35 protein-coding genes are annotated in these 22,551 nt (G+C 65.6%); 1 reads left to right on the top strand and 34 read right to left on the bottom strand.

The window, feature by feature from the left end; translation table 11 throughout:
• Nucleotides 1-45: 45 nt before the first annotated feature.
• The 11 genes from rplQ to secY all read right to left on the bottom strand — a co-directional run bounded on the left by rplQ (nucleotide 46) and on the right by secY (nucleotide 7,510).
• Nucleotides 46-603, bottom strand: a complete 558-nt coding sequence (rplQ, locus tag ACIA8G_RS25690) for a 50S ribosomal protein L17 (protein ID WP_396421171.1) — start codon at nucleotides 601-603, stop codon at nucleotides 46-48.
• 48 nt (nucleotides 604-651) lie between these two features.
• Nucleotides 652-1,710: a DNA-directed RNA polymerase subunit alpha gene (locus ACIA8G_RS25685; RefSeq protein ID WP_396421170.1), complete on the bottom strand. Its 1,059-nt coding sequence runs from the start codon at nucleotides 1,708-1,710 to the stop codon at nucleotides 652-654.
• A gap of 142 nt (nucleotides 1,711-1,852) precedes the next feature.
• Nucleotides 1,853-2,458 carry a 30S ribosomal protein S4 gene (gene rpsD, locus ACIA8G_RS25680; RefSeq protein ID WP_090074346.1) on the bottom strand — a complete coding sequence of 202 codons (606 nt, stop codon included), beginning with the start codon at nucleotides 2,456-2,458 and terminating at the stop codon, nucleotides 1,853-1,855.
• Nucleotides 2,459-2,481: 23 nt separating this feature from the next.
• Nucleotides 2,482-2,889: a 30S ribosomal protein S11 gene (gene rpsK / locus ACIA8G_RS25675; RefSeq protein ID WP_030478320.1), complete on the bottom strand. Its 408-nt coding sequence runs from the start codon at nucleotides 2,887-2,889 to the stop codon at nucleotides 2,482-2,484.
• A 43-nt stretch (nucleotides 2,890-2,932) separates the two neighbouring features.
• Nucleotides 2,933-3,313, bottom strand: a complete 381-nt coding sequence (rpsM, locus tag ACIA8G_RS25670) for a 30S ribosomal protein S13 (RefSeq protein WP_396421169.1) — start codon at nucleotides 3,311-3,313, stop codon at nucleotides 2,933-2,935.
• Between the two features lie 217 nt (nucleotides 3,314-3,530).
• Entirely contained in the window at nucleotides 3,531-3,644 is a 114-nt protein-coding gene (gene rpmJ / locus ACIA8G_RS25665) for a 50S ribosomal protein L36 (RefSeq protein WP_010148647.1), read from the bottom strand.
• Between the two features lie 25 nt (nucleotides 3,645-3,669).
• Nucleotides 3,670-3,891 carry a translation initiation factor IF-1 gene (gene infA, locus ACIA8G_RS25660; protein ID WP_005166804.1) on the bottom strand — a complete coding sequence of 74 codons (222 nt, stop codon included), beginning with the start codon at nucleotides 3,889-3,891 and terminating at the stop codon, nucleotides 3,670-3,672.
• 155 nt (nucleotides 3,892-4,046) lie between these two features.
• A complete protein-coding gene (locus ACIA8G_RS25655; RefSeq protein WP_396421168.1) occupies nucleotides 4,047-4,703 on the bottom strand; it encodes a hypothetical protein in 657 nt (218 codons plus the stop codon).
• A gap of 93 nt (nucleotides 4,704-4,796) precedes the next feature.
• Nucleotides 4,797-5,570 (bottom strand): type I methionyl aminopeptidase, encoded by a 774-nt coding sequence (map, locus tag ACIA8G_RS25650; RefSeq protein ID WP_396421167.1) that lies wholly within the window; start codon nucleotides 5,568-5,570, stop codon nucleotides 4,797-4,799.
• A 62-nt stretch (nucleotides 5,571-5,632) separates the two neighbouring features.
• On the bottom strand, nucleotides 5,633-6,193 hold the full coding sequence (locus tag ACIA8G_RS25645) for an adenylate kinase (protein ID WP_396421166.1): 561 nt from the start codon (nucleotides 6,191-6,193) through the stop codon (nucleotides 5,633-5,635).
• Nucleotides 6,194-7,510: a preprotein translocase subunit SecY gene (gene secY / locus ACIA8G_RS25640; protein WP_396421280.1), complete on the bottom strand. Its 1,317-nt coding sequence runs from the start codon at nucleotides 7,508-7,510 to the stop codon at nucleotides 6,194-6,196.
• Nucleotides 7,511-8,421: 911 nt separating this feature from the next.
• Between secY and ACIA8G_RS25635 the strand changes: the two genes are divergently transcribed.
• Nucleotides 8,422-8,811 (top strand): hypothetical protein, encoded by a 390-nt coding sequence (locus ACIA8G_RS25635; protein ID WP_396421165.1) that lies wholly within the window; start codon nucleotides 8,422-8,424, stop codon nucleotides 8,809-8,811.
• Between the two features lie 74 nt (nucleotides 8,812-8,885).
• Here the strand turns inward: ACIA8G_RS25635 and rplO are convergent, their stop codons facing one another.
• The 23 genes from rplO to fusA all read right to left on the bottom strand — a co-directional run bounded on the left by rplO (nucleotide 8,886) and on the right by fusA (nucleotide 22,505).
• Nucleotides 8,886-9,326, bottom strand: a complete 441-nt coding sequence (gene rplO, locus ACIA8G_RS25630; protein ID WP_396421164.1) for a 50S ribosomal protein L15 — start codon at nucleotides 9,324-9,326, stop codon at nucleotides 8,886-8,888.
• Complete coding sequence (gene rpmD / locus ACIA8G_RS25625) at nucleotides 9,323-9,508, bottom strand: 50S ribosomal protein L30 (protein WP_030478313.1); 186 nt, start codon at nucleotides 9,506-9,508, stop codon at nucleotides 9,323-9,325. The genes rplO and rpmD overlap by 4 nt, the downstream gene beginning before the upstream one ends.
• A gap of 2 nt (nucleotides 9,509-9,510) precedes the next feature.
• Nucleotides 9,511-10,119 carry a 30S ribosomal protein S5 gene (gene rpsE, locus ACIA8G_RS25620; RefSeq protein WP_396421163.1) on the bottom strand — a complete coding sequence of 203 codons (609 nt, stop codon included), beginning with the start codon at nucleotides 10,117-10,119 and terminating at the stop codon, nucleotides 9,511-9,513.
• Between the two features lie 34 nt (nucleotides 10,120-10,153).
• Complete coding sequence (gene rplR / locus ACIA8G_RS25615) at nucleotides 10,154-10,555, bottom strand: 50S ribosomal protein L18 (protein WP_396421162.1); 402 nt, start codon at nucleotides 10,553-10,555, stop codon at nucleotides 10,154-10,156.
• 1 nt (nucleotide 10,556) lies between these two features.
• On the bottom strand, nucleotides 10,557-11,096 hold the full coding sequence (gene rplF, locus ACIA8G_RS25610) for a 50S ribosomal protein L6 (protein WP_396421161.1): 540 nt from the start codon (nucleotides 11,094-11,096) through the stop codon (nucleotides 10,557-10,559).
• Nucleotides 11,097-11,108: 12 nt separating this feature from the next.
• Nucleotides 11,109-11,507, bottom strand: coding sequence for a 30S ribosomal protein S8 (rpsH, locus tag ACIA8G_RS25605; RefSeq protein ID WP_396421160.1), 399 nt, complete (start codon nucleotides 11,505-11,507; stop codon nucleotides 11,109-11,111).
• A gap of 119 nt (nucleotides 11,508-11,626) precedes the next feature.
• Entirely contained in the window at nucleotides 11,627-11,812 is a 186-nt protein-coding gene (locus ACIA8G_RS25600; RefSeq protein ID WP_030473455.1) for a type Z 30S ribosomal protein S14, read from the bottom strand.
• Between the two features lie 4 nt (nucleotides 11,813-11,816).
• Nucleotides 11,817-12,380, bottom strand: coding sequence for a 50S ribosomal protein L5 (gene rplE / locus ACIA8G_RS25595; protein ID WP_396421159.1), 564 nt, complete (start codon nucleotides 12,378-12,380; stop codon nucleotides 11,817-11,819).
• Nucleotides 12,381-12,382: 2 nt separating this feature from the next.
• Entirely contained in the window at nucleotides 12,383-12,697 is a 315-nt protein-coding gene (gene rplX, locus ACIA8G_RS25590) for a 50S ribosomal protein L24 (RefSeq protein ID WP_382451374.1), read from the bottom strand.
• Nucleotides 12,698-12,699: 2 nt separating this feature from the next.
• Nucleotides 12,700-13,068, bottom strand: a complete 369-nt coding sequence (gene rplN / locus ACIA8G_RS25585) for a 50S ribosomal protein L14 (RefSeq protein WP_396421158.1) — start codon at nucleotides 13,066-13,068, stop codon at nucleotides 12,700-12,702.
• Between the two features lie 69 nt (nucleotides 13,069-13,137).
• Nucleotides 13,138-13,419, bottom strand: coding sequence for a 30S ribosomal protein S17 (gene rpsQ, locus ACIA8G_RS25580; protein ID WP_065915974.1), 282 nt, complete (start codon nucleotides 13,417-13,419; stop codon nucleotides 13,138-13,140).
• The gene (gene rpmC, locus ACIA8G_RS25575) at nucleotides 13,416-13,658 is read right to left on the bottom strand and encodes a 50S ribosomal protein L29 (RefSeq protein ID WP_086669033.1); all 243 of its coding nucleotides are present in this window, start codon (nucleotides 13,656-13,658) and stop codon (nucleotides 13,416-13,418) included. The genes rpsQ and rpmC overlap by 4 nt, the downstream gene beginning before the upstream one ends.
• Nucleotides 13,658-14,077, bottom strand: a complete 420-nt coding sequence (rplP, locus tag ACIA8G_RS25570; RefSeq protein WP_030478303.1) for a 50S ribosomal protein L16 — start codon at nucleotides 14,075-14,077, stop codon at nucleotides 13,658-13,660. The genes rpmC and rplP overlap by 1 nt, the downstream gene beginning before the upstream one ends.
• A gap of 3 nt (nucleotides 14,078-14,080) precedes the next feature.
• A complete protein-coding gene (gene rpsC, locus ACIA8G_RS25565; RefSeq protein WP_396421157.1) occupies nucleotides 14,081-14,914 on the bottom strand; it encodes a 30S ribosomal protein S3 in 834 nt (277 codons plus the stop codon).
• Complete coding sequence (gene rplV, locus ACIA8G_RS25560) at nucleotides 14,914-15,312, bottom strand: 50S ribosomal protein L22 (protein WP_166044658.1); 399 nt, start codon at nucleotides 15,310-15,312, stop codon at nucleotides 14,914-14,916. The genes rpsC and rplV overlap by 1 nt, the downstream gene beginning before the upstream one ends.
• A gap of 34 nt (nucleotides 15,313-15,346) precedes the next feature.
• A complete protein-coding gene (rpsS, locus tag ACIA8G_RS25555; RefSeq protein WP_015105260.1) occupies nucleotides 15,347-15,628 on the bottom strand; it encodes a 30S ribosomal protein S19 in 282 nt (93 codons plus the stop codon).
• 18 nt (nucleotides 15,629-15,646) lie between these two features.
• Nucleotides 15,647-16,480, bottom strand: coding sequence for a 50S ribosomal protein L2 (gene rplB, locus ACIA8G_RS25550; RefSeq protein WP_030478299.1), 834 nt, complete (start codon nucleotides 16,478-16,480; stop codon nucleotides 15,647-15,649).
• A 19-nt stretch (nucleotides 16,481-16,499) separates the two neighbouring features.
• On the bottom strand, nucleotides 16,500-16,799 hold the full coding sequence (gene rplW, locus ACIA8G_RS25545) for a 50S ribosomal protein L23 (protein WP_045309807.1): 300 nt from the start codon (nucleotides 16,797-16,799) through the stop codon (nucleotides 16,500-16,502).
• A complete protein-coding gene (gene rplD / locus ACIA8G_RS25540; protein WP_396421156.1) occupies nucleotides 16,796-17,482 on the bottom strand; it encodes a 50S ribosomal protein L4 in 687 nt (228 codons plus the stop codon). Before rplD ends, rplW begins: the two co-directional genes overlap by 4 nt.
• Nucleotides 17,482-18,132, bottom strand: a complete 651-nt coding sequence (gene rplC / locus ACIA8G_RS25535; RefSeq protein ID WP_396421155.1) for a 50S ribosomal protein L3 — start codon at nucleotides 18,130-18,132, stop codon at nucleotides 17,482-17,484. Before rplC ends, rplD begins: the two co-directional genes overlap by 1 nt.
• Nucleotides 18,133-18,159: 27 nt before the next feature.
• On the bottom strand, nucleotides 18,160-18,465 hold the full coding sequence (gene rpsJ / locus ACIA8G_RS25530; RefSeq protein WP_003938093.1) for a 30S ribosomal protein S10: 306 nt from the start codon (nucleotides 18,463-18,465) through the stop codon (nucleotides 18,160-18,162).
• A 599-nt stretch (nucleotides 18,466-19,064) separates the two neighbouring features.
• Nucleotides 19,065-20,258, bottom strand: a complete 1,194-nt coding sequence (gene tuf / locus ACIA8G_RS25525) for an elongation factor Tu (RefSeq protein WP_396421154.1) — start codon at nucleotides 20,256-20,258, stop codon at nucleotides 19,065-19,067.
• 144 nt (nucleotides 20,259-20,402) lie between these two features.
• Nucleotides 20,403-22,505 carry an elongation factor G gene (gene fusA, locus ACIA8G_RS25520; protein WP_396421153.1) on the bottom strand — a complete coding sequence of 701 codons (2,103 nt, stop codon included), beginning with the start codon at nucleotides 22,503-22,505 and terminating at the stop codon, nucleotides 20,403-20,405.
• Nucleotides 22,506-22,551: the final 46 nt, after the last annotated feature.

Genomic DNA, 22,551 nt, shown 5'->3' with positions numbered 1-22,551 from the left:
CGTCCCCGGAAGCGGGAACGACGGGCTCGTCAGCAGACGTACTGATCAGGACTCGTCCTTCTTGGACTCGGCCTTCTCGTCAGCGGTCTCCTCGGCCTCGACGGCCTCAGCGGTCGGCTCGCCGTCAACCTCGACAGCGTCCTCGGCCTTGGTCTCGTCGGCCTCGACGACAGCGGCGGCCTCGGCCGGCTTCTCGTCCTTGGCGAACTTGGTCTTGCGCGCAGCCTCGGCCTCGGTGGAGACGAGCTTCTGCTGCACCAGCTCGATGATGGCCATGGGGGCGTTGTCGCCCTTGCGCGCCAGCGTCTTGGTGATGCGGGTGTAGCCACCGGAACGGTCGCTGAAGAACGGACCGATCTCGGCGATCAGCTTGTGCACGACGTCCTTGTCGCGGATCGTCTTCATGATCTCGCGACGGTTGTGCAGGTCGCCGGCCTTCGCCTTGCTGATCAGCTTCTCGGCGTACGGACGCAGCCGCTTCGCCTTGGCCTCAGTGGTCTTGATCCGGCCGTGCTGGAACAGCGCCGTCGCCAGGTTGGCGAGCAGCAGCCGCTCGTGCGCCGGAGACCCACCGAGCCGGGGGCCCTTGGTAGGGGTGGGCATCGCTTGCTCCTGTAGTAACTAAAGAGATCCTCTGCTCTGAAACGAGCGTCAGAGCTGCTCGGTCTCCGCGTAGTCCTGACCGTCGTCGTGGGAGTCCAGACCGGTACCAGCACCCCAGCCCGTGTCACCGGAGTGGTAGTCGGCAGCGGCGGCGGACGGGTCGAATCCAGGAGGTGAGTCCTTCAGCGCGAGGCCGAGACCGACGAGCTTCATCTTGACCTCGTCGATCGACTTCGCACCGAAGTTGCGGATGTCCAGCAGGTCCGCCTCGCTGCGCGAAACCAGCTCGCCGACGGTGTGGATGCCTTCCCGCTTCAAGCAGTTGTAGGAACGGACCGTGAGGTCCAGATCCTCAATAGGCATCGCGAACGCGGCGATGGTGTCGGCCTCGGCCGGCGACGGGCCGATCTCGATGCCCTCGGCGTCGATGTTCAGCTCGCGAGCGAGGCCGAACAGCTCAACCAGGGTCTTACCCGCGGAGGCAACCGCGTCCCTCGGGGTGATCGAGGGCTTGCTCTCCACATCGAGAATCAGCTTGTCGAAGTCCGTCCGCTGCTCGACACGCGTGGCCTCGACCTTGTACGTCACCTTGAGAACCGGCGAGTAGATCGAGTCGACGGGGATGCGGCCGATCTCGGCACCCGCCTGCTTGTTCTGGACAGCCGGGACGTAGCCGCGACCGCGCTCGACGACGAGCTCGATCTCCAGCTTGCCCTTGCCGTTCAGGGTGGCAATGTGCAGGTCGGGGTTGTGCACGGTGACACCGGCCGGAGGCACGATGTCGCCTGCGGTCACCACACCGGGGCCCTGCTTGCGCAGGTACATGGTCACCGGCTCGTCCTCTTCGGACGAGACGACGAGCTCCTTGAGGTTCAGGATGACGTCGGTGACGTCCTCCTTCACCCCGGGAACCGTGGTGAACTCGTGCAGCACGCCGTCGATGCGGATGCTCGTGACAGCAGCACCGGGGATCGACGAGAGCAGCGTGCGGCGGATCGAGTTGCCGAGCGTGTAACCGAAGCCCGGCTCCAGCGGTTCGATGACGAACCGGGAACGGGTCTCGGAGACCGCTTCCTCGGCGAGCGAGGGGCGCTGGGAAATCAGCACTGGATTCTTCCTTCCTACAACGACGCCCGCTATTTGACGCCGTCAAGACGCCGGTCGCGGAGACCGGCAAACGCACTCGGCACACCCTTCGCGCCGATGCGGGACCCGACCGGAGGGACGGCGAACCGCCCCTCCGAGAGGATCACTTCGAGTAGAGCTCGACGATGAGCTGCTCGGTGACAGGCGTGTCGATCTGCGCGCGCTCGGGCAGCTGGTGCACGAGGATGCGCAGGTTCGAGGAGACGACCTGCAGCCAAGCCGGGATCGGGCGGTCACCGAAGGACGCGCGAGCAGCCTCGAAGGGCAGCGTCGGCATGGACTTCGGCTTCACGTCGATGATGTCGAACTTCGACACCTGGTAGCTCGGGATGTTCACCTTGTGGCCGTTGACCAGAAAGTGCCCGTGGCTGACCAGCTGGCGAGCCTGGCGACGCGTGCGGGCGAGGCCCGCGCGGTACACCACGTTGTCGAGGCGAGCCTCGAGGATCTGGAGCAGGTTCTCGCCGGTCTTGCCCGGACGGCGAACCGCTTCCTTGTAGTAGCGGACGAACTGCTTCTCAAGGACGCCGTAGGTGTAACGAGCCTTCTGCTTCTCCTGGAGCTGCAGCAGGTACTCGGACTCCTTGACCCGACCGCGGCCGTGCTGGCCGGGCGGGTAGGGGCGGCGCTCGAACGCCTGGTCCCCACCGACGAGGTCAACCTTGAGGCGACGCGAGATGCGCGTCGCAGGTCCCGTGTAACGAGCCATTTGTGCTTACTCCTCCCCGTGCCTCAGACCCGGCGCCGCTTGGGCGGGCGGCAGCCGTTGTGGGGCTGCGGGGTCACGTCCTGGATGGTGCCGACCTCGAGACCGGCGGCCTGCAGCGAACGGATCGCGGTCTCACGGCCGGAGCCGGGACCCTTGACGAACACGTCCACCTTGCGCATGCCGTGCTCGGCGGCCTTGCGGGCGGCGTTCTCGGCAGCCATCTGCGCCGCGAACGGCGTGGACTTGCGCGAGCCCTTGAAGCCCACGTGGCCGGCGGACGCCCAGCTGATCACGTTGCCCAGCGGGTCCGTGATGGACACGATGGTGTTGTTGAACGTGCTCTTGATGTGCGCCTGGCCGTGCGAGACGTTCTTCTTTTCCTTGCGCCGGATCTTCTTGACCCCGGCGCCCGTGCGGGACTTGGGTGGCATTTCTTGACAGAACTCCTAAGTCGAGGGCAGTAGACGCGAGGTCTTACTTCTTGCCGGCCTTCTTCTTGCCGGCGACGGTCTTCTTCGGACCCTTGCGGGTACGGGCGTTCGTCTTGGTGCGCTGTCCGCGAACGGGCAGGCCACGACGGTGCCGAAGACCTTCGTAGCAGCCGATCTCCATCTTGCGACGGATGTCGGCCTGAACCTCACGGCGAAGGTCACCCTCGACCTTGTAGTTCGTCTCGATGTGGTCCCGCAGCTTGGCGAGGTCGTCGTCCGACAGATCCTTCACCCGGAGGTCCGGGGAGATCTCCGTGGCGGCGAGCAGCTCCTTGGAGCGCGTACGACCGATGCCGAAGATGTAGGTGAGCGCGATCTCCATCCGCTTTTCGCGGGGGAGGTCGACGCCAGCGAGTCGTGCCATGTGGCGGTTAACTCCTGTCGTTTACTTCCAGGTCTGCTCCTCGCCCAATTCCGGTGACTGACTCGCTATGTCGTTCCGGCTGCTCTCACAGCCGGTGTCCCGGCCCCGGCCTGGAATCCGGGGGTGTCCGCACACTGGAAGCCCTGCGTGCGGTAGGTGCGAGGAGATTCTCGTTACTGCGTCGGCGAAGATCTCGACGAGCGCGTGGTGGAGCTGCTCAGCCCTGGCGCTGCTTGTGGCGCAGGTTCTCGCAGATCACCATGACCCGGCCGTGACGGCGGATCACCTTGCACTTGTCGCAGATCTTCTTGACGCTCGGCTGGACCTTCACGCCTGAGATCTCCTGCTACTGGAGGTCACTTGTAGCGGTAGACGATGCGCCCGCGGGACAGGTCGTAGGGCGAGAGCTCCACGACAACCCGGTCCTCAGGGAGGATGCGGATGTAGTGCTGTCGCATCTTGCCGCTGATGTGCGCGAGCACCTTGTGACCGTTCTCCAACTCGACTCGGAACATCGCGTTGGGGAGCGGCTCGACTACGCGGCCCTCGACCTCAATGGCCCCGTCCTTCTTGCCCATGTCCTCCGCGTTTCGTGACGGTGATAATAACCTTTGGGCGCGCGCCACCCCGGTTCGATCTCACCTGCGAGGGCATGACAGAACCGGCGCGACTGGTGCGCCACCTGACCAGTGTACGCAGTTCACTCCGGCAACCCAAATCGGGCCCGGCCAGGTCAGTCCCGGGGCCGCGCACACCTCGCCAGCAGCGGCCGGAGCTTCCCGATCTCGGTGATCTGGAACTCGTACGTGCCCAGCACCGACTTGAGCGTGCGGGCGCGTTGAGCGGCGATCCGGGTGCCGTAGCCGGTGTCGTCAGAGCATTGCTGAGCTGCGTTGTCGAGCGCGAGATCCCCTGATCCGACGCCGTAGCTCTCCAGACTCGGGTCGCCGGGCCCGCGCTGGGCGAAGCCCTCCCGGCGCAGGCAGTGCAGCAGCGTCGTGTCGGTCGCGCGTTTCTGCGCGACCTCCGGACCGGAACCCAGCCGCGCCTGCCACTCGCGCGCCACGGCGGCGTGCAGGTCCGTGATCCGCGTCACCGCGGCGACGTACTCCCGGCCGGCGGCGACCCGGGCCTCGCCACCACAGCCACCGTCGGCCGGTGGCGGCGGGCTGACGAAGTCCGGCCGGATGATCCGCATGTCGTCGAACGGCGGCCGGCACCGCTCGACGGCGGCGATGGAGTCGGCCAGGAAGATCCGGTCGGCGATCCGGTCCGCCGGGACGTCCTGGTAGGTGAGGTCGGTGGCCGGCTTGGAGACAGCACAGCCGGGAAGTGGAATCAGCAGAGCGGACAGGACGAAACGGGTGACCCGCACAATGCCCCCAAGCATTGGAACTCGTTCGCCACCCACACCGTATCCGCCGTGACAAACGAAAAACCCCGTTCACCGCATGCGGCGAACGGGGCTGCTGCAAAGCTCAGGTCACTCCTCGGGCGCGGTGAGCACCCAGGGACCGTCCTCGGTGATCGCGACGCTGTGCTCCCAGTGCGCGGCGCGGGTCCCGTCGAGCGTGATGACGGTCCAGCCGTCCTCCAGCTCCTGGGAGTCGTCCGTGCCGAGCGTGAGCATCGGCTCGATCGCGATGGCCATGCCGACCTTGAGCCGCGGGCCCTTGCCCGGCTTGCCGAAGTTCGGCAGGAACGGGTCCATGTGCATCTTGGAGCCGATGCCGTGGCCGCCGTAGTCCGCGACGATCCCGTACTCGATGCCGTCGCGCTCGCCCGACTCGATCGCCGAGGACTCGATGGCGAACGAGATGTCGGTGAGCCGGCCGCCCGGCACCGCGGCCTCGATGCCCGCGAGCATCGACAGCCTGGTCGCCTCGGACAGCTTGTGGTCCGCGGGCGACAGTTCGCCGACGCCGACCGTGACGGCCGAGTCGCCGTGCCAGTCGTCGAGGATCGCACCGCAGTCGATGGAGATCAGGTCACCCTCGGCCAGCACCTGCTTGCGGCTGGGGATGCCGTGGACGATCTGCTCGTTCACCGACGCGCAGATGCTCGCCGGGAAGCCGTGGTAGCCCTTGAACGACGGGATGGCGCCGGCGTCGCGAATGGTCTGCTCGGCGATCTCGTCGAGGTCCCAAGTGGACACACCGGGCTTCACCGCGTCGACCACGTTGCGAAGGGCGCGCGCCACGACCAGGCCGGAGGCGCGCATGGCCTCCAGCTGGCCGCGGGTCTTGATCTCGATCATGCGTTCACTGCCTGAAGTACCTGAGAAGACCGAGCGAAACCGGTCGAGCAGTCCACCAACGCTCACTTCTCGCCGCGCAGCGCGTGCAGCGCCGAGAGAGCCCGCTCGCTGATCTCGCCGATGTCACCCACCGCGTCGATGGAGATGACCTTGTCCGCGTAGTAGTCGAGCAGCGGCGCGGTCTCGTTGCGATACACCTGCTGCCGGTGCCGGATGACTTCTTCCTTGTCATCCGTGCGCCCGCGCGCCAGCAACCGCTCCACCACGACGTCCTCGTCGACCCTGAACTCCAGCACCGCGTCGAGCGCGTGGTCGTCAACAGCGAGGAACTCACCCAGCTTGTCGGCCTGCGCGACGTTGCGCGGGAACCCGTCGAGCAGGAACCCGTCCACCGCGTCCGACTCGGCCAAGCGCTTGCGCACCATCTCGTTCGTGATGGAGTCCGGCACGAGAGCGCCCTCGTCGAGGATGCTCTGCACCTCCAGCCCGAGCTCGGTCTGGTTGCTGATGTGTGACCGGAAGAGGTCGCCCGTCGAGATGTGCGGCACGCCGAGCTTGCGGCTCAGAACCTCAGCCTGGGTGCCCTTGCCCGCACCGGGCGGGCCAACGAGAACGAGTCGCATCTAGCGGAGGAACCCTTCGTAATTGCGCTGCATGAGCTGGCTCTCGATCTGCTTCACGGTGTCGAGACCGACACCGACCATGATCAGAACCGCGGTGCCGCCGAACGGGAAGTTCTGGTTCTGGCCCTCGTTGGTGAGGTCCAGGAACAGGTTCGGCAGGATCGCCACGATGCCGAGGTAGAGCGAGCCGGGGAGCGTGATGCGGCCCAGCACGAACTTGAGGTACTCGGCGGTCGGGCGACCGGGACGGATGCCGGGGATGAAGCCACCGAACTTCTTCATCTCGTCAGCACGCTCGTCCGGGTTGAACGTGATGCCGACGTAGAAGTACGTGAAGAAGACGATCAGCATGAAGTACGTGGCGATGTGCACCCAGCTCGACTGCTTGACCAGGTAGGTCGAGACGAACGTCGAGAACCAGTTCGTCTCGTTGGAGGACCCCTGGGTCAGGCGCACGATCAGGTCCGGCAGGTACAGCAGCGACGAGGCGAAGATGACCGGGATGACGCCGGCCTGGTTCACCTTGAGAGGAAGGTACGTCGAGGTGCCGCCGTACATGCGGCGACCGATCATGCGCTTGGCGTACTGCACCGGGATGCGGCGCTGAGCCTGCTCGACGTAGATGACGCTCGCGATGATGACGAGAGCGGCGACGCAGACGAGGATGAAGGTGATCCGGCTTTCGTCCTTGTCCCAGATGTTCTTGCCCTCGGCCGGGATCCGGGCCGCGATACCGGTGAAGATCAGCAACGACATGCCGTTGCCGATGCCCTTCTCGGTGATCAGCTCGCCCAGCCACATGATGACCGAGGTACCGGCGGTCATGGTGACGACCAGCACGATGAGGGTGAAGATGCTGTCCTTGTTCGGGACGACGTCCTGGTCGCACTCACCGAACAGCTGCCCGCGCACCGCGAGGGCCACCAGACCGGTCGACTGCAGGATCGCGAGCCCGATCGTCAGGTACCGCGTGTACTGCGTGAGCTTGCCCTGACCGGCCTGCCCCTCCTTCTTCAACTGCTCGAACCGCGGGATCACCACGGTCAACAGCTGAATGATGATGCTCGCGGTGATGTAGGGCATGATGCCCAGCGCGAACACGGAGAGGTTCAGCAACGCGCCGCCGCTGAACAGGTTGATCAGCGAGTAGATGCTCTGGCCTTCAAGTTGCTCGGCACAGGCCCGCACATTCTTGAAGGACACGCCCGGCGCGGGCATGGTCGCACCAAGCCGGTACACAATGATGATCCCGAGAGTGAACAGGATCTTCTTGCGTAGATCCGGCGTCGCGAGAGCCGAGCGGAATGCGCCGAGCACGCGAACCTCCTGAGCGTTGCCGACCCCCAGGGACCGGCACATGCGGTAGATGGCAGGCCGAGGTAGGTAGCCACGACCAAGCGACCCGGAGGACATCCGGGTTCAGCCCGCAACACTAACAGTCCCCCTCGACCTGGTCGTACCCAGTGGCCAATCACAGGTTGCTGACGGTTGATCTCTCACTACCCGGCTACGCCATCCGGACGAGTGAACTGCCTGATTCCGTGCTACGAGCAGCGATTACGCCGAGCGCGAACGGGTGCACTCACCCAGACACAGTTGATGCCGGCCTCGTCCAACGCGGCCGGCCGCGACACAAGGGGGATCGGCGTGGGATCGCTCCCACGACACGACCGTCTTCCCTCGGCCGCGCCGCAAATACCGCCCGCGGCCGGCCTCCGCAACCTCACGGCTCTCCAGGCGGCAGATTGGCCGCTTTAGGCGTGGATTAAAGCGGGGGGTTGTGTCGGATTCTCAGATCCCCTAGCCTCGCTTACGGGAACGGGGCAGTTCTGAGACGTTCCCGCAGATGGAAAGTATGGGGCTGGGGGGCTCAAATCGTGCGTTCGCGCGTCAAGAGGACAATCGTCGGCGCTGCCGTGTGGCACCGCCCGTGCCGGATGCTGCCACCGGGGTTCAGACCGTTATAGCTGGTGAACCGGCTGCGCAGACCGGTAGTGCACCGTTTGACGTGCACGCCCTTGGCTCTGCCTTGCACATTCCCGTAACCAGACCGCACCCGATGCGCTCTGGCAACACGCGGTCGTCCTGATCCGAGGCACAGCTGTGCGCTGATTCCTCGGGGTTGGCAAAAGCACGCCGGACGGGCGGATTTTCAAACACGCCCGTTGGGTCTGTTTGCTATTGCCTCAATTCGTAACTGGCGACCCAAAAAGACAGGAGAAATCACCATGTCTCGTCGTTTCGTCAAACTGGCCGCGACCACGGGTGCCGCGATGGCACTCATGACCGCGATGGCCGGTGCCGCCACGGCAGAAACGTCCACGTCCATCCCCGCGGAGATCCTGGCCTGCCACAACGCCGACGCTCCCACCTCGGGCGGTGGCTGGGTGCACGGCAAGGGCTGGGGAGACTGCCCGCAGAGCGTCGACGTCTACATCCAGCGATTCGGCTGGACCTGGGAGGTCTACGGCCGCGCCCACTACAACGGTCCGGGCAGCGCGGTCGCGTCGTTCAACTGTTCGGGCTCCGGCCACTACACGTACCGCACGCTCGTGCAGTGGCGGGACGGCACCGGCCCGAAGAGCGCGATCTCGGCTGAGCGCCGCTTCCAGTGCTGAGCTGACCCCCGCCACAAACGCTGAAGGGCCCCAGGACGAGTCCTGGGGCCCTTCAGTCACGTTCTGACCGAACGTCACACCACGGTGGAAGACCCACCAGCAGCAGCCAACTTCTCCACAGCGGTCTTGGAGAACTTGTTGGCGGAGACGTCCAGCTTGACGCTGACATCGCCGTCGCCGAGCACCTTGACGAGCGAGCCCTTGCGGACCAGCCCGGCGAGGACCAGAGCAGCAACGTCAACCGAGCCACCCTCCGGGAAGGAGGCAGCGATCGAGGAGACGTTCACGACCTGGTACTCGGTGCGGAACGGGTTCTTGAAGCCCTTGAGCTTCGGGAGCCGCATGTGCAGCGGCATCTGGCCACCTTCGAAGCGCGGCGAGACGTTCTTGCGAGCGCCCGTGCCCTTCGTACCGCGGCCGGCGGTCTTGCCCTTGGAGCCTTCACCACGACCAACGCGGGTCTTGGCGGTCTTGGCGCCGGGGGCGGGACGCAGATCGTGAATCTTGATGGTCACGACTGGACCTCCTCAACAACCACCAGGTGACGCACGGCGTTGATCAGGCCGAGCACCTGGGGGGTGTCCTCACGCACGACCGACTGACGGATCTTGCGGAGCCCGAGGGTCCGCATCGACTCGCGGTGGTTGTGCTTGGTACCGATGGTGCTCTTCACCTGGGTGATCTTCAGCTGAGCCATGGTCATGCCCCCTGGCCCGCGCGAGCGCGGATCATGCCGGCGGGGGCGACGTCCTCGAGGGGCAGGCCACGACGGGCCGCGACCTCTTCCGGACGCTGCAGACCCTTGAGGGCAGCCACGGTCGCGTGCACGATGTTGATCGCGTTGTCGGAGCCGAGCGACTTCGACAGCACGTCGTGCACGCCGGCGCACTCGAGGACGGCGCGCACAGCGCCACCCGCGATGACACCGGTACCGGCCGAGGCCGGACGCAGCAGGACCACACCAGCAGCCTTCTCACCCTGGATCGGGTGAGGGATGGTGCCGGCGATGCGAGGCACGCGGAAGAAGTTCTTCTTCGCTTCCTCGACACCCTTGGCGATGGCCGCGGGAACTTCCTTGGCCTTGCCGTAGCCGACGCCGACCATGCCGTCGCCGTCGCCGACCACCACGAGGGCGGTGAAGCTGAAGCGACGACCACCCTTGACCACCTTGGAGACGCGGTTGATCGCAACCACGCGCTCGAGGTGGGGGGTCTTCTCCTGGGCCGCGCCGCCGCGGCCGCCGTCACGACGGTCGCGGCGCTCTCCGCGCTCGCCCCCGCCGCCTTCGCGACGCGTACGTCCTGGCATCAGGCGTCCCTCTCAATTCCAGTGATCTTCATTGTCAGAACTCCAGCCCCGCCTCGCGAGCGGCATCCGCCAGAGCAGCGATCCGGCCGTGGTACGCGTTGCCACCGCGGTCGAACACGACCGCCGTGACGCCGGCGTCCTTGGCGCGGGCCGCGGCCAGCTGGCCGACCTTGGCCGCACGGGCCTTCTTGTCGCCGTCCAGGGCACGGACGTCGGCCTCCATGGAGGAAGCCGCCGCGATCGTGTGGCCCTTCAGGTCGTCGATGATCTGCACGGTGATGTGCTTCGACGAACGGTGCACGGCCAGGCGCGGACGCTCGGCGGTGCCGCTGACCTTCTTGCGGAGGCGGAAGTGGCGACGGGCCTTCGCAACACGACGCCTGGTGGAGATGTCCTTGCCCACCGGCTTGCGCTTCGTAACAGTCGACTCGCTCATGTCACTTACCCGTCTTTCCGACCTTGCGACGGATCTTCTCGCCCGAGTAACGAACGCCCTTGCCCTTGTACGGGTCGGGCTTGCGCAGCTTGCGGATGTTGGCGGCAACCTCACCGACCAGCTGCTTGTCGATACCCGAGACGGAGAAACGGGTCGGGGTCTCCACCGCGAAGGTGATGCCCGCGGGGGCCTCGACCTTGACGGGGTGGGAGAAACCGAGCGCGAACTCGAGCTCAGAGCCCTTGAGCGCGACGCGGTAACCGACGCCGTGGATTTCCATCTTCTTTTCGTAACCCTGGGTCACGCCGACGACCATGTTGTGCACGAGCGTGCGCGACAGGCCGTGGAGCGCGCGGTTGCGGCGCTCGTCGTTCGGGCGCTTGACCTCGAGAGTGCCGTCCTCGGCCTTCTCCAGGCTGATCGGCTCAGCGATCGTCAGCGTCAGAAGACCCTTGGGGCCCTTGATGCTGACGTCCTGGCCCGCGATGTTCACGTCGACCCCGGAGGGGACAATGATCGGCTGCTTACCGATGCGCGACATGTCTACTCCCCCTTACCAAACGTAGGCGAGGACTTCTCCGCCCACGCCTGCCTTGTTGGCCTGACGGTCGGTCATCAGACCGCCAGAGGTCGAAATGATCGCGACGCCGAGGCCGCCGAGCACGCGCGGCAGACCGGTGGACTTCGCGTACACGCGCAGACCCGGCTTCGACACGCGGCGGAGGCCGGCGATGCTGCGCTCCCGGTTCGGGCCGTACTTCAGCTCGACCACGAGGTTCTTGGCAACTTCGCCGTCCTCGTCGCGGTAGGAGCTGATGTAGCCCTCACGCTTGAGGATCTCGGCGATGTTCGCCTTGATCTTGGAGTGCGGCATCACGACCTTGTCGTGGTACGCCGAGTTCGCGTTCCGCAGACGAGTGAGCATGTCTGCGATGGGATCGGTCATCGTCATGGTGACCTGGTCAACCTTTCTCGCTGCGGTTCACCGGCTCAGGGTCCAGACCTGCCCTCCCCGGAGGGAGGGACAGGACGGTCGTGTGCGGGCCTACAGCGAAGTAATGGAGCTTTGAATTACCAGCTGGACTTGCTCACGCCAGGCAGCTCACCGCGGTGAGCCATCTCGCGCAGGCAGATCCGGCAGAGGCCGAACTTGCGGAACACCGCGTGGGGGCGGCCGCAACGCTGGCACCGGGTGTAACCCCGGACCTTGAACTTCGGCTTCTTCGCGGCCTTGTTGATCAACGCCTTCTTGGCCATCGACTCAGTTCTCCTTGAACGGGAAGCCCAGGAGCTTCAGCAGCGCCCGGCCCTCCTCGTCGTTCGTGGCGGTGGTGACGACGGTGATGTCCATGCCGCGAGGCCGGTCGATAGCGTCCGGGTCGATCTCGTGGAACATCGACTGCTCGTTCAGACCGAACGTGTAGTTGCCGTTGCCGTCGAACTGCTTGCCCGAGAGGCCGCGGAAGTCGCGGATACGGGGCAGCGCGATCGTCAGCAGACGGTCGAGGAACTCCCACATGCGGTCGCCGCGCAGCGTGACGCGCGCGCCGATCGGCATGCCCTCACGCAGCTTGAACTGCGCGATGGACTTGCGGGCCCGGCGGACCTCGGGGCGCTGGCCGGTGATGATCGAGAGGTCCTTGACGGCACCCTCGATCAGCTTGCCGTCACGGGCGGCGTCGCCGACACCCATGTTGACGACAACCTTCACAACGCCCGGGATCTGCATCACGTTGGCGTAGTTGAACTGCTTCTGCAGTTCGCCGGTGATCTCAGCGCGGTAGCGCGTCTTGAGCCGCGGGATGATCTTCTCTGCGGTGGTCATGATCAGATGTCCTTCCCGTTACGACGGGAAATGCGGACCCGCTTGCCCTCGTCGTTCGTCCGGTAACCAACACGGGTCGGCTTGCCGTCCGAGTCGACCACCATCACGTTGGAGACGTTGATCGGGGCTTCCTGGGTCACGATGCCACCAGACTGCGCGCCCCGCTGGGTCTGCGTGATCTTGGTGTGCTTCTTGATCCGGTTGACGCCCTCGACCAGGACCTTGCCGGTCTCCGGGTAGGCCATGATGACCTTGCCCTTCGCGCCCTTGTCCTTGCCGGCGATAACGACGACCGTGTCGCCCTTCTTCACCTTCATGGTCAGAGCACCTCCGGAGCCAGCGAGATGATCTTCATGAACTTCTTGTCGCGCAGCTCACGGCCGACCGGGCCGAAGATGCGGGTACCGCGCGGCTCGTTGTCGTTCTTGATGAGCACAGCGGCGTTCTCGTCGAAGCGGATGTACGAGCCATCCGCGCGACGACGCTCCTTGACGGTGCGAACGATGACGGCCTTGACGACGTCACCCTTCTTCACGTTCGCGCCGGGGATGGCGTCCTTCACGGTGGCGACGATGATGTCGCCGATCCCCGCGTAGCGACGGCCCGAGCCACCGAGAACACGGATGCAAAGGATTTCCTTCGCACCGGTGTTGTCGGCGACACGAAGTCGCGACTCCTGCTGAATCACTTACTGCTCCTTGACCATTCCTGGCCCGCCGGATTTCCGACCCGACGGGCTCGGTCTGTCTAGAAAGGACTACTTGGCCTTCTCGAGGATCTCGACGAGCCGCCAGCGCTTGGTCGCCGACAGAGGCCGGGTCTCCATGAGCAGGACGCGGTCGCCGATGCCCGCCGCGTTCTCCTCGTCGTGCACCTTCACCTTGGTGGTGGAGCGCATGATCTTGGAGTAACGCGGGTGCTTCTTGCGGTCTTCGAGCGCGACCACGATCGTCTTGTCCATCTTGTCGGACACGACGAGGCCCTCGCGGACCTTGCGGTCGTTGCGCTTCTCGGTCTGGACTTCGTTGCTTTCGGTCATGCCGCACCCTCACCAGTGGATTCCGGCGAAGCGGAGAGCCCGAGCTCCCGCTCCCGCATCACGGTGTAGATCCTGGCAATCTCGTGCCGGACCGTGCGCAAACGCCGGTTGTTGTCGAGCTGGCCCGTGGCCATCTGGAAGCGAAGGTTGAACAGCTCTTCCTTCGATTCCTTCAGACGCAGCACGAGCTCTTCCTCGGTGAGCTCACGCAGCTCGGAAGCGGTGGTACCCGCTGCCATCAGAACTCACCACCCTCACGCGTAACGATGCGGCACTTCATCGGGAGCTTGTGGATCGCGCGGCGAAGAGCCTCGCGGGCCACCTGCTCGTTCGGGAAGGCCATCTCGAACATGACGCGACCCGGCTTGACGTTCGCGACCCACCACTCCGGCGAACCCTTACCGGAACCCATGCGGGTCTCGGCCGGCTTCTTCGTCAGCGGGCGGTCCGGGAAGATGTTGATCCAGACCTTGCCGCCACGACGGATGTGACGCGTGATGGCGATACGAGCGGACTCGATCTGCCTGTTGGTGACGTAGGCGGGCTCGAGAGCCTGGATGCCGTACTCACCAAAGGTGACCTTCGTGCCGCCCTTGGCAGCACCCGACCGCTTGGGGTGGTGCTGCTTGCGGTGCTTGACCCTGCGCGGGATGAGCATGACTCAGCTCTCCGTCTTCTCTGCAGCAGCCGGAGCCTCGCTGGCCGCCGAAGCGTCAGCTGCGGCACGACCGGCCTCGGTGCTCGTCGCGGTGGTGCCACTGGCACCGGAGCGGCGGGCCCGGTTCGGACGCTCGCCACGGTCGCGGCGCGGGGCGGCGCGGTCGGCCTGAGCCGGGGCCGCGTCGAGCGCGCGCTTGGCCGAGATGCCACCGACGATGTCGCCCTTGTAGATCCACACCTTCACGCCGATACGGCCGAACGTGGTGCGGGCCTCGAAGAAGCCGTAGTCGATGTTGGCGCGGAGCGTGTGCAGCGGCACGCGGCCGTCGCGGTAGTGCTCCGAGCGGGACATCTCGGCGCCGCCCAGGCGACCGCCGCACTGCACGCGAATGCCCTTCACCTGCGACGAACGCATGGCCGACTGAATGGCCTTGCGCATCGCGCGGCGGAAAGCAACGCGGTTGGACAGCTGCTCGGCGACACCCTGTGCCACGAGCTGCGCGTCCGACTCGGGGTTCTTGACCTCGAGGATGTTCAGCTGGACCTGCTTCTTGGTGAGCTTCTCCAGCTCACCGCGGATGCGGTCCGCCTCGGCACCACGACGACCGATGACGATGCCCGGTCGTGCGGTGTGGATGTCGACGCGCACCCGGTCACGGGTCCGCTCGATCTCCACCTTGGAGATGCCGGCACGCTCCATGCCCTTGCTGAGCAGCTTGCGGATCTTGACATCTTCCGCGACGTACTCGGCGTACTGCTTGTCTGCGTACCAGCGGGACTTCCAGTCGGTGGTGATCCCCAGCCGGAAGCCGTGCGGGTTGATCTTCTGGCCCACTACCGGGTTCCCTTCGCGCTGGTCTTCTTCGGACGCGACTCCACCTCAATGGTGATGTGCGACGTCCGCTTGCGGATCCGGTACGCGCGGCCCTGGGCACGCGGGCGGAAACGCTTGAGGGTCGGACCCTCGTCCACGTAGGCCACCGAAACCCAGAGGGTGTCGGGGTCCAGGGACAGGTTGTTCTCGGCGTTGGCCATGGCGCTGGCGAGCACCTTCGCGACCGGCTCACTTGCGGCCTGCGGCGCGAACTGGAGCACGGCCAGGGCCTCGCGGGCGTTACGTCCCTTGATGAGCTCGACGACGCGGCGCACCTTCATCGGCGTGTCGCGGACGTAGCGAGCCCGAGCCACGGCGCGCGGAAACTCCTGCGCCTCAGCATCGTTACGGGCGTTCATCGCTGCTTCCCCTTGCTCTTCCTAGTTCGGCGCCTTAGCGGCGGCGAGACTTCCGGTCGTCCTTGATGTGGCCCTTGAAGGTCCGGGTCGGGGCGAATTCGCCCAGCTTGTGCCCGACCATCGCCTCGGTCACGAACACCGGGACGTGCTTGCGGCCGTCGTGCACCGCAATGGTGTGACCCAGCATGTCCGGGATGATCGTGGACCGGCGGGACCACGTCTTGATGACCGTCTTCTTGCCCGACTCGTTGAGAACGTCCACCTTCTTGAGCAGGTGGTCGTCAACGAAGGGGCCCTTCTTAAGGCTGCGAGGCATCCTTCACTCCCTTCCTGCTCAGCGCTTCTTACCGGTGCGACGACGCCGGACGATGAGCTTGTCGCTTGGCTTACGGCGGCGGGTACGGCCTTCGGGCTTACCAGCCGGGTTCACCGGGTGGCGACCACCGGAGGTCTTACCCTCACCACCACCATGCGGGTGGTCAACGGGGTTCATGGCGACACCGCGGACGGTGGGCTTCTTGCCCTTCCACCGCATGCGGCCGGCCTTGCCCCAGTTGATGTTCTGGTGGTCCTTGTTGCCGACCTCGCCGAGCGTGGCGCGGCAGCGGACGTCCACGTTGCGGATTTCGCCCGAGGGCAACCGCAGCTGGGCGTACGGACCGTCCTTCGCCACGAGCTGGACCGAGGCACCAGCCGAGCGAGCCATCTTCGCGCCGCCACCGGGGCGGAGCTCGATCGCGTGGATCACGGAACCGACCGGGATGTTGCGCAGCGGCAGGTTGTTACCCGGCTTGATGTCGGCCTTGGGGCCGTTCTCAACCGTGTCACCCTGCTTGAGCTTCTCCGGGGCGATGATGTAGCGCTTCTCGCCGTCTGCGTAGTGCAGCAGCGCGATGCGCGCGGTCCGGTTGGGGTCGTACTCGATGTGAGCGACCTTGGCCGGCACGCCGTCCTTGTCGTTGCGACGGAAGTCGATCAAGCGGTAAGCGCGCTTGTGACCGCCGCCCTTGTGCCGCGTGGTGATCTTGCCCGACGCGTTGCGTCCACCCAGCTTGTGCAGCGGGCGGATCAGCGACTTCTCCGGAGTCGACCGAGTGATCTCGGCGAAGTCGGAGACGCTCGCACCGCGACGACCAGGCGTCGTCGGCTTGTACTTGCGAATGCCCATCTCTACGCAGTCCTCGTCATCAGGCGGCAGGGCCGCCGAAGATCTCGATCGCCTTGCTGTCAGCCGACAACGTGACGATCGCGCGCTTCGTGTCCTTGCGCTTGCCGAAACCGCTCTTGGTCCGCTTGCGCTTGCCCTGGCGGTTGATGGTGTTGACGCTGACGACCTTGACGCCGAAGACCTTCTCCACGGCAATCTTGATCTGGGTCTTGTTCGACCCCGGCGCCACCAAGAAGGTGTACTTGTTCTCCTCGAGCAGCCCGTAGGACTTCTCGGAGATGACCGGCGCGAGCAAGATGTCCCTGTGGTCGGGGATCACTTGGAACCCTCCTCGTCCACTACGACCGCCGTGGCCTCAGCCGAGCCAGAACCCTGCTGGGACTTGCTGGCGAGGAACACGTCGAGCGAGTCCTTGGTGAACACCACGTCGTCGTTGACGAGCACGTCGTAGGTGTTGAGCTGGTCGGGCGCGATCACGTGCACGTGCGGAAGGTTCCGCACGCTGACCCACGCGACCTCGTCGGTGCGGTTCAGCACCACGAGCACGCGACGGGCCTCGGTGACCGACTGCAGGACCTTGCGCGCGGTCTTGGTCGACGGGGTGTCCCCGTCCACCAGGCCGGACACGACGTGGACCTGGTTCGCGCGGGCCCGGTCGGAGAGGGCACCGCGCAGAGCGGCGGCCTTCATCTTCTTGGGCGTCCGCTGCGAGTAGTCGCGCGGCTGCGGGCCGTGGACGACGCCACCGCCGGCGAACTGCGGCGCACGGGTCGAGCCCTGACGGGCGCGGCCGGTGCCCTTCTGGCGGTACGGCTTCTTGCCGCCACCACGAACCTCGCCGCGGGTCTTCGTCGAGTGCGTGCCCTGGCGCGCGGCGGCCTGCTGGGCCACCACGACCTGGTGCAGCAGCGCCACGTTGGCCTGCGCGTCGAAAACAGCCGAGGGAAGCTCGACCGTGCCGGCGGACTTGCCGTCCGGGGTGCGGATCTCAACCGTCGACATCAGGCACCACCCTTCGCGGCAGTCCGGACGAACACCAGACCACCCTTGGGGCCGGGAACAGCGCCCTTGATGAGCAGCAGGCCGTTCTCGGCGTCGATCTTGTGCACCTTCAGGTTCTGGGTCGTGACGCGCACGTGGCCCATGCGGCCGGCCATGCGCAGACCCTTGAAGACGCGACCAGGGGTGGCACAGCCGCCGATGGAACCCGGCGAGCGGTGCTTGCGCTGGGTGCCGTGGCTGGAGCCGAGGCCCTTGAAGTTGTGGCGCTTCATGACACCCGCGGTGCCCTTGCCCTTGCTGGTGCCGGTGATGTCGACAACAGCGCCGGCCTCGAACACCTCAGCGGTGATCTCCTGGCCGACCGTGTACTCGCTGGCGTCCGTCGTGCGCAGCTCCACCAGGTGGCGACGGGGCGTGACCCCGGCCTTGGCGAAGTGGCCCGCGACGGGCTTGTTGACCTTGCGCGGGTCAATCGCGCCGGCCGCCAGCTGGACGGCGGTGTAGCCGTCCTTCTCTTCGGTGCGTACCTGGGTCACGACATTGGGCTCAGCCTTGACGACCGTCACCGGGACAACCCGGTTGTTCTCGTCGAAGACCTGAGTCATGCCGAGCTTGGTGCCCAGGATGCCCTTCATCTGCCTGTCAGACATTGGTCCGTTACTCTCCGCGCCCAACGCTTACTGGATGTTGACGTCGACGCTGGCCGGCAGGTCGATGCGCATGAGCGCGTCAACCGTCTTCGGCGTCGGGTCGAGGATGTCGATCAGCCGCTTGTGCGTGCGCATCTCGAAGTGCTCGCGCGAGTCCTTGTACTTGTGCGGCGAGCGGATGACGCAGTACACGTTCTTCTCAGTGGGCAGCGGCACGGGCCCGACAACCCGAGCGCCGGTGCGCGTCACGGTCTCAACGATCTTGCGCGCAGACGCGTCGATCGCCTCGTGGTCGTAGGCCTTGAGCCGGATGCGGATCTTTTGTCCCGCCATAATGGCTTGCCGTTCCTCTGCTTCTCGTAACCGCTGCGGTGCGGTGCCTCGGATGAGGCCTGTTACAGCCTCTTGGCGCGCTCCGCCCCTGTTGAAGTGTCATGGTGCCCGGTCCACGCGGTCGGGCGTGTCGCGCCCGGTGCGCATACCGGTCCCACTCAAGGTCTCCCCGGTGGGATTGGGCCTACCACAGCCCATGCACCCTGATGCCCATCTCCGCAAGGAGGCGTTCACTAACAGGGCGCGGACGCTCGGTCGAATAGCACGGGCACACGAAGTGACCCGGCCTTCGTCGAGCAACCCGTAAAGAATGCCACACGGGCACGAGGCGGTCCAAATCGGGGTGGGTGAGTTAGAGGCAGATCACGTGCCGGCCTGGGCCTGCACCTGCTGCCGTCTGTCGCGTGTGGAGCCGCCCGCCGGACGGTTCCGTTGTCCAGCAACGAAATCTCCGCGGCGGATCCACGCCTGCCTACCCCGAACACTTGGACGTGAGCTGTCGCACACACCTCGCGCCCGCAACGACGAAGGCCGGGCCAACGAAGTCGTTGGCCCGACCTTGCGCCGAACTAACCGCGTAGAACGCGACTAGAGCCAGATCACTTGAGGATCTTGGTCACCGAGCCGGCGCCAACGGTGCGGCCACCCTCGCGGATCGCGAAGCGGAGGCCCTCGTCCATGGCGATCGGCTGGATCAGCTTGACGTCCATACCGGTGGTGTCACCCGGCATGACCATCTCGGTGCCCTCGGGCAGCGTCACAACGCCGGTCACGTCCGTCGTCCGGAAGTAGAACTGGGGACGGTAGTTGTTGAAGAACGGCGTGTGGCGGCCACCCTCGTCCTTGGACAGGATGTAGACCTGCGCCGTGAACTCGGTGTGCGGGGTCGTGGTGCCCGGCTTGACGATGACCATGCCGCGCTCCACCTCCTCGCGCTTGATGCCACGGAGCAGCAGCGCGGCGTTGTCGCCGGCGCGGCCCTCGTCCAGGAACTTCTTGAACATCTCGATCGAGGTGACCGTCGTCTTCTTCGACGTCTCCTTGATTCCGACGATCTCGATCTCGGAGTTCACGTTGATGATGCCGCGCTCGATACGACCGGTCACCACGGTGCCGCGGCCGGTGATCGTGAAGACGTCCTCGACGGGCATGAGGAACGGCTTCTCGGTGTCACGCTCGGGCTCCGGGATCGCCGTGTCGACGGCGGCCATCAGCTCGAGAACCGACTTGCCCCAGGCCTCGTCGCCCTCCAGCGCCTTCAGCGCGGAGACGCGGACGACCGGCAGGTCGTCACCGGGGAACTCGTACTCGGAGAGCAGCTCGCGAACCTCGAGCTCGACGAGCTCCAGGATCTCCTCGTCGTCGACCATGTCGGCCTTGTTGAGCGCAACGACGATGTAGGGGACGCCGACCTGGCGGGCCAGGAGGACGTGCTCCTTCGTCTGCGGCATCGGGCCGTCGGTCGCCGCGACCACCAGGATGGCGCCGTCCATCTGCGCCGCACCGGTGATCATGTTCTTGATGTAGTCGGCGTGACCGGGGCAGTCAACGTGCGCGTAGTGACGGTTCTCGGTCTGGTACTCGATGTGAGCGATCGAGATCGTAATACCGCGCTGCTTCTCTTCCGGCGCCTTGTCGATCTGGTCGAACGCGAACGAAGCGTTCACATCGGGGTACGCGTCGTGCAGAACCTTGGAGATCGCCGCGGTCAGCGTGGTCTTGCCATGGTCGATGTGACCGATGGTGCCGATGTTGACGTGCGGCTTCGTCCGCTCGAACTTCGCCTTCGCCACTGGATTGTCCTCCTGGACTTCTTTTTGCTGGTCCGGCCGACAATGTGGCGGCCGGCCGGACTACACGTCAGGGTCGGAAAGTGCGGACCCCAGGGAACTACCCCCGGAGAGCCCGCGGTGGAACTGCGGTGCTCCGGTGAGGGGTTATTCCCCAGTCGCCTTCGCGATGATCTCCTTCGCGACGTTCTGAGGAACCTCGGCGTAGGAGTCGAACACCATCGAGTAGTTGGCACGACCCTGGGTCTTGGACCGCAGGTCACCCACGTACCCGAACATTTCCGACAGCGGAACCAGTGCCTTGACGACACGGGTACCACTGCGCTCCTCCATGGCCTGGATCTGGCCACGGCGGGAGTTCAGGTCGCCGATCACTTCACCCATGTAGTCCTCGGGCGTAGTGACCTCGACGGCCATGATCGGCTCGAGGATCGCCGGGGAAGCCTGTCGAGCAGCTTCCTTCAGCGCCATGGAGCCGGCGATCTTGAAGGCCATTTCCGACGAGTCGACCTCGTGGTAGGCACCGTCGAGCAGCGTCACCTTCACGCCGACCAGCGGGTACCCGGCCAGCACGCCGTACTGCAGGGCGTCCTGGGCGCCGGCGTCGACCGACGGGATGTACTCCCGCGGGATGCGACCACCGGTGACCGCGTTGACGAACTCGTAGAGCGCGCCGTCTTCCTTCTTCTCCAGCGGCTCGACGGTGACGAGCACCTTCGCGAACTGCCCGGAGCCACCGGTCTGCTTCTTGTGGGTGTAGGAGTACTTCTCCACCGCACGGCGGATGGTCTCCCGGTACGCCACCTGAGGCTTGCCGATGTTGGCCTCGACCTTGAACTCGCGGCGCATGCGGTCCACCAGGATGTCCAGGTGGAGCTCGCCCATGCCGGCGATGATGGTCTGGCCGGTCTCCTCGTCCAGGTTGACCCGGAACGTCGGGTCCTCCTCGGCGAGCTTCTGGATCGCGGTGCCGAGCTTCTCCTGGTCCGCCTTCGTCTTGGGCTCGATGGCCACCTGGATGACGGGCTCGGGGAAGGTCATCGACTCGAGCACGATGGGGTGCTGCGGGTCGCACAAGGTCTCACCGGTCGTGGTGTCCTTGAGACCGATCACGGCGTAGATGTGCCCCGCGATGGCCTCGGTGACCGGGTTCTCCTTGTTGGCGTGCATCTGGAAGATCTTCCCGATGCGCTCCTTGCGGTCCTTCGTGGCGTTGATGACCTGGGTGCCCGAGTCGATACGACCCGAGTAGACCCGGATGTAGGTCAGCTTGCCGAAGAACGGGTGCGACGCGATCTTGAAGGCGAGCGCGGAGAACGGCTCGTCCATCTTGGGCGCGCGGAAGGCCGGCGTCTCGCCGTCCTGCAGCGTGCCCTCGACCGGCGGCAGGTCGAGCGGCGCCGGCAGGTAGTCGATGACCGCGTCGAGCATGGGCTGAACGCCCTTGTTCTTGAACGCGGAACCGCACAGGATCGGGTACGCGGTGCCCTCGGCGACGATCTTGCGCAGACCGGCCTTGATCTCGGCGACGGTCAGCTCGCCCTCGTCGAGGAACTTCTCCATGAGGGCGTCGTCGGTCTCGGCGACGGCCTCGAGGAGCGCCTCGCGGTACTCGGCGGCCTTGTCGGCGAGGTCGGCCGGGATCTCCTCGACCGTGTAGTCCTCACCCTTCTGGACCTCACCACGCCACGTGAGGGCGCGCATCTCGACGAGGTCGACACACCCGATGAAGTCGCTCTCCGAACCGATCGGGATCTGGATCGGGAGAGGCTTGGCACCGAGGCGGTCGGAGATCGTCTTGACGGTGAAGTAGAAGTCCGCGCCGAGCTTGTCCATCTTGTTGACGAAGCAGATGCGCGGGACGTCGTACTTGGTCGCCTGCCGCCAGACCTGCTCGGACTGGGGCTCGACACCCTCCTTGCCGTCGAAGACGGCAACGGCGCCGTCGAGGACGCGCAGGTTGCGCTCGACCTCGACGGTGAAGTCGACGTGGCCGGGCGTGTCGATGATGTTGATCTGGTGGTTCTTCCAGAAGCAGGTCGTCGCGGCCGACGTGATCGTGATGCCGCGCTCCTGCTCCTGCTCCATCCAGTCCATCACGGCAGCGCCGTCGTGGACCTCGCCGATCTTGTAGCTGATCCCCGTGTAGAAGAGGATCCGCTCAGTCGTCGTGGTCTTGCCCGCGTCGATGTGGGCCATGATCCCGATGTTGCGGACCTTGGCAAGATCAGTGAGCACGTCCTGTGCCACGGGTCTTTCCCCTGTCTTGAGCTAGTAGCTCACTAGGGCTGGGAGA

The organism is Lentzea sp. NPDC051213 (assembly GCF_044455585.1).
Classification (GTDB): Bacteria; Actinomycetota; Actinomycetes; order Mycobacteriales; family Pseudonocardiaceae; genus Lentzea.
The sequence above is the reverse complement of the archived record's forward strand: the minus strand, read 5'-3'. Positions and strand labels throughout refer to the sequence as shown.

Bases quoted from the DNA above. Each gene is read 5' to 3' on its own strand.
- rplQ (WP_396421171.1), bottom strand. From the start codon at position 603: ATGCCCACCCCTACCAAGGGCCCCCGGCTCGGTGGGTCTCCGGCGCAC.
- rpsD (WP_090074346.1), bottom strand. From the start codon at position 2,458: ATGGCTCGTTACACGGGACCTGCGACGCGCATCTCGCGTCGCCTCAAG.
- rpsK (WP_030478320.1), bottom strand. From the start codon at position 2,889: ATGCCACCCAAGTCCCGCACGGGCGCCGGGGTCAAGAAGATCCGGCGC.
- rpsM (WP_396421169.1), bottom strand. From the start codon at position 3,313: ATGGCACGACTCGCTGGCGTCGACCTCCCCCGCGAAAAGCGGATGGAG.
- infA (WP_005166804.1), bottom strand. From the start codon at position 3,891: ATGGGCAAGAAGGACGGGGCCATTGAGGTCGAGGGCCGCGTAGTCGAG.
- ACIA8G_RS25655 (WP_396421168.1), bottom strand. From the start codon at position 4,703: ATGCTTGGGGGCATTGTGCGGGTCACCCGTTTCGTCCTGTCCGCTCTG.
- map (WP_396421167.1), bottom strand. From the start codon at position 5,570: ATGATCGAGATCAAGACCCGCGGCCAGCTGGAGGCCATGCGCGCCTCC.
- ACIA8G_RS25645 (WP_396421166.1), bottom strand. From the start codon at position 6,193: ATGCGACTCGTTCTCGTTGGCCCGCCCGGTGCGGGCAAGGGCACCCAG.
- ACIA8G_RS25635 (WP_396421165.1), top strand. From the start codon at position 8,422: ATGTCTCGTCGTTTCGTCAAACTGGCCGCGACCACGGGTGCCGCGATG.
- rpmD (WP_030478313.1), bottom strand. From the start codon at position 9,508: ATGGCTCAGCTGAAGATCACCCAGGTGAAGAGCACCATCGGTACCAAG.
- rpsE (WP_396421163.1), bottom strand. From the start codon at position 10,119: ATGCCAGGACGTACGCGTCGCGAAGGCGGCGGGGGCGAGCGCGGAGAG.
- rplR (WP_396421162.1), bottom strand. From the start codon at position 10,555: ATGAGCGAGTCGACTGTTACGAAGCGCAAGCCGGTGGGCAAGGACATC.
- rplF (WP_396421161.1), bottom strand. From the start codon at position 11,096: ATGTCGCGCATCGGTAAGCAGCCGATCATTGTCCCCTCCGGGGTCGAC.
- rpsH (WP_396421160.1), bottom strand. From the start codon at position 11,507: ATGACGATGACCGATCCCATCGCAGACATGCTCACTCGTCTGCGGAAC.
- ACIA8G_RS25600 (WP_030473455.1), bottom strand. From the start codon at position 11,812: ATGGCCAAGAAGGCGTTGATCAACAAGGCCGCGAAGAAGCCGAAGTTC.
- rplE (WP_396421159.1), bottom strand. From the start codon at position 12,380: ATGACCACCGCAGAGAAGATCATCCCGCGGCTCAAGACGCGCTACCGC.
- rplX (WP_382451374.1), bottom strand. From the start codon at position 12,697: ATGAAGGTGAAGAAGGGCGACACGGTCGTCGTTATCGCCGGCAAGGAC.
- rpsQ (WP_065915974.1), bottom strand. From the start codon at position 13,419: ATGACCGAAAGCAACGAAGTCCAGACCGAGAAGCGCAACGACCGCAAG.
- rpmC (WP_086669033.1), bottom strand. From the start codon at position 13,658: ATGGCAGCGGGTACCACCGCTTCCGAGCTGCGTGAGCTCACCGAGGAA.
- rplP (WP_030478303.1), bottom strand. From the start codon at position 14,077: ATGCTCATCCCGCGCAGGGTCAAGCACCGCAAGCAGCACCACCCCAAG.
- rplV (WP_166044658.1), bottom strand. From the start codon at position 15,312: ATGAACGCCCGTAACGATGCTGAGGCGCAGGAGTTTCCGCGCGCCGTG.
- rpsS (WP_015105260.1), bottom strand. From the start codon at position 15,628: ATGCCTCGCAGCCTTAAGAAGGGCCCCTTCGTTGACGACCACCTGCTC.
- rplB (WP_030478299.1), bottom strand. From the start codon at position 16,480: ATGGGCATTCGCAAGTACAAGCCGACGACGCCTGGTCGTCGCGGTGCG.
- rplD (WP_396421156.1), bottom strand. From the start codon at position 17,482: ATGTCGACGGTTGAGATCCGCACCCCGGACGGCAAGTCCGCCGGCACG.
- rplC (WP_396421155.1), bottom strand. From the start codon at position 18,132: ATGTCTGACAGGCAGATGAAGGGCATCCTGGGCACCAAGCTCGGCATG.
- rpsJ (WP_003938093.1), bottom strand. From the start codon at position 18,465: ATGGCGGGACAAAAGATCCGCATCCGGCTCAAGGCCTACGACCACGAG.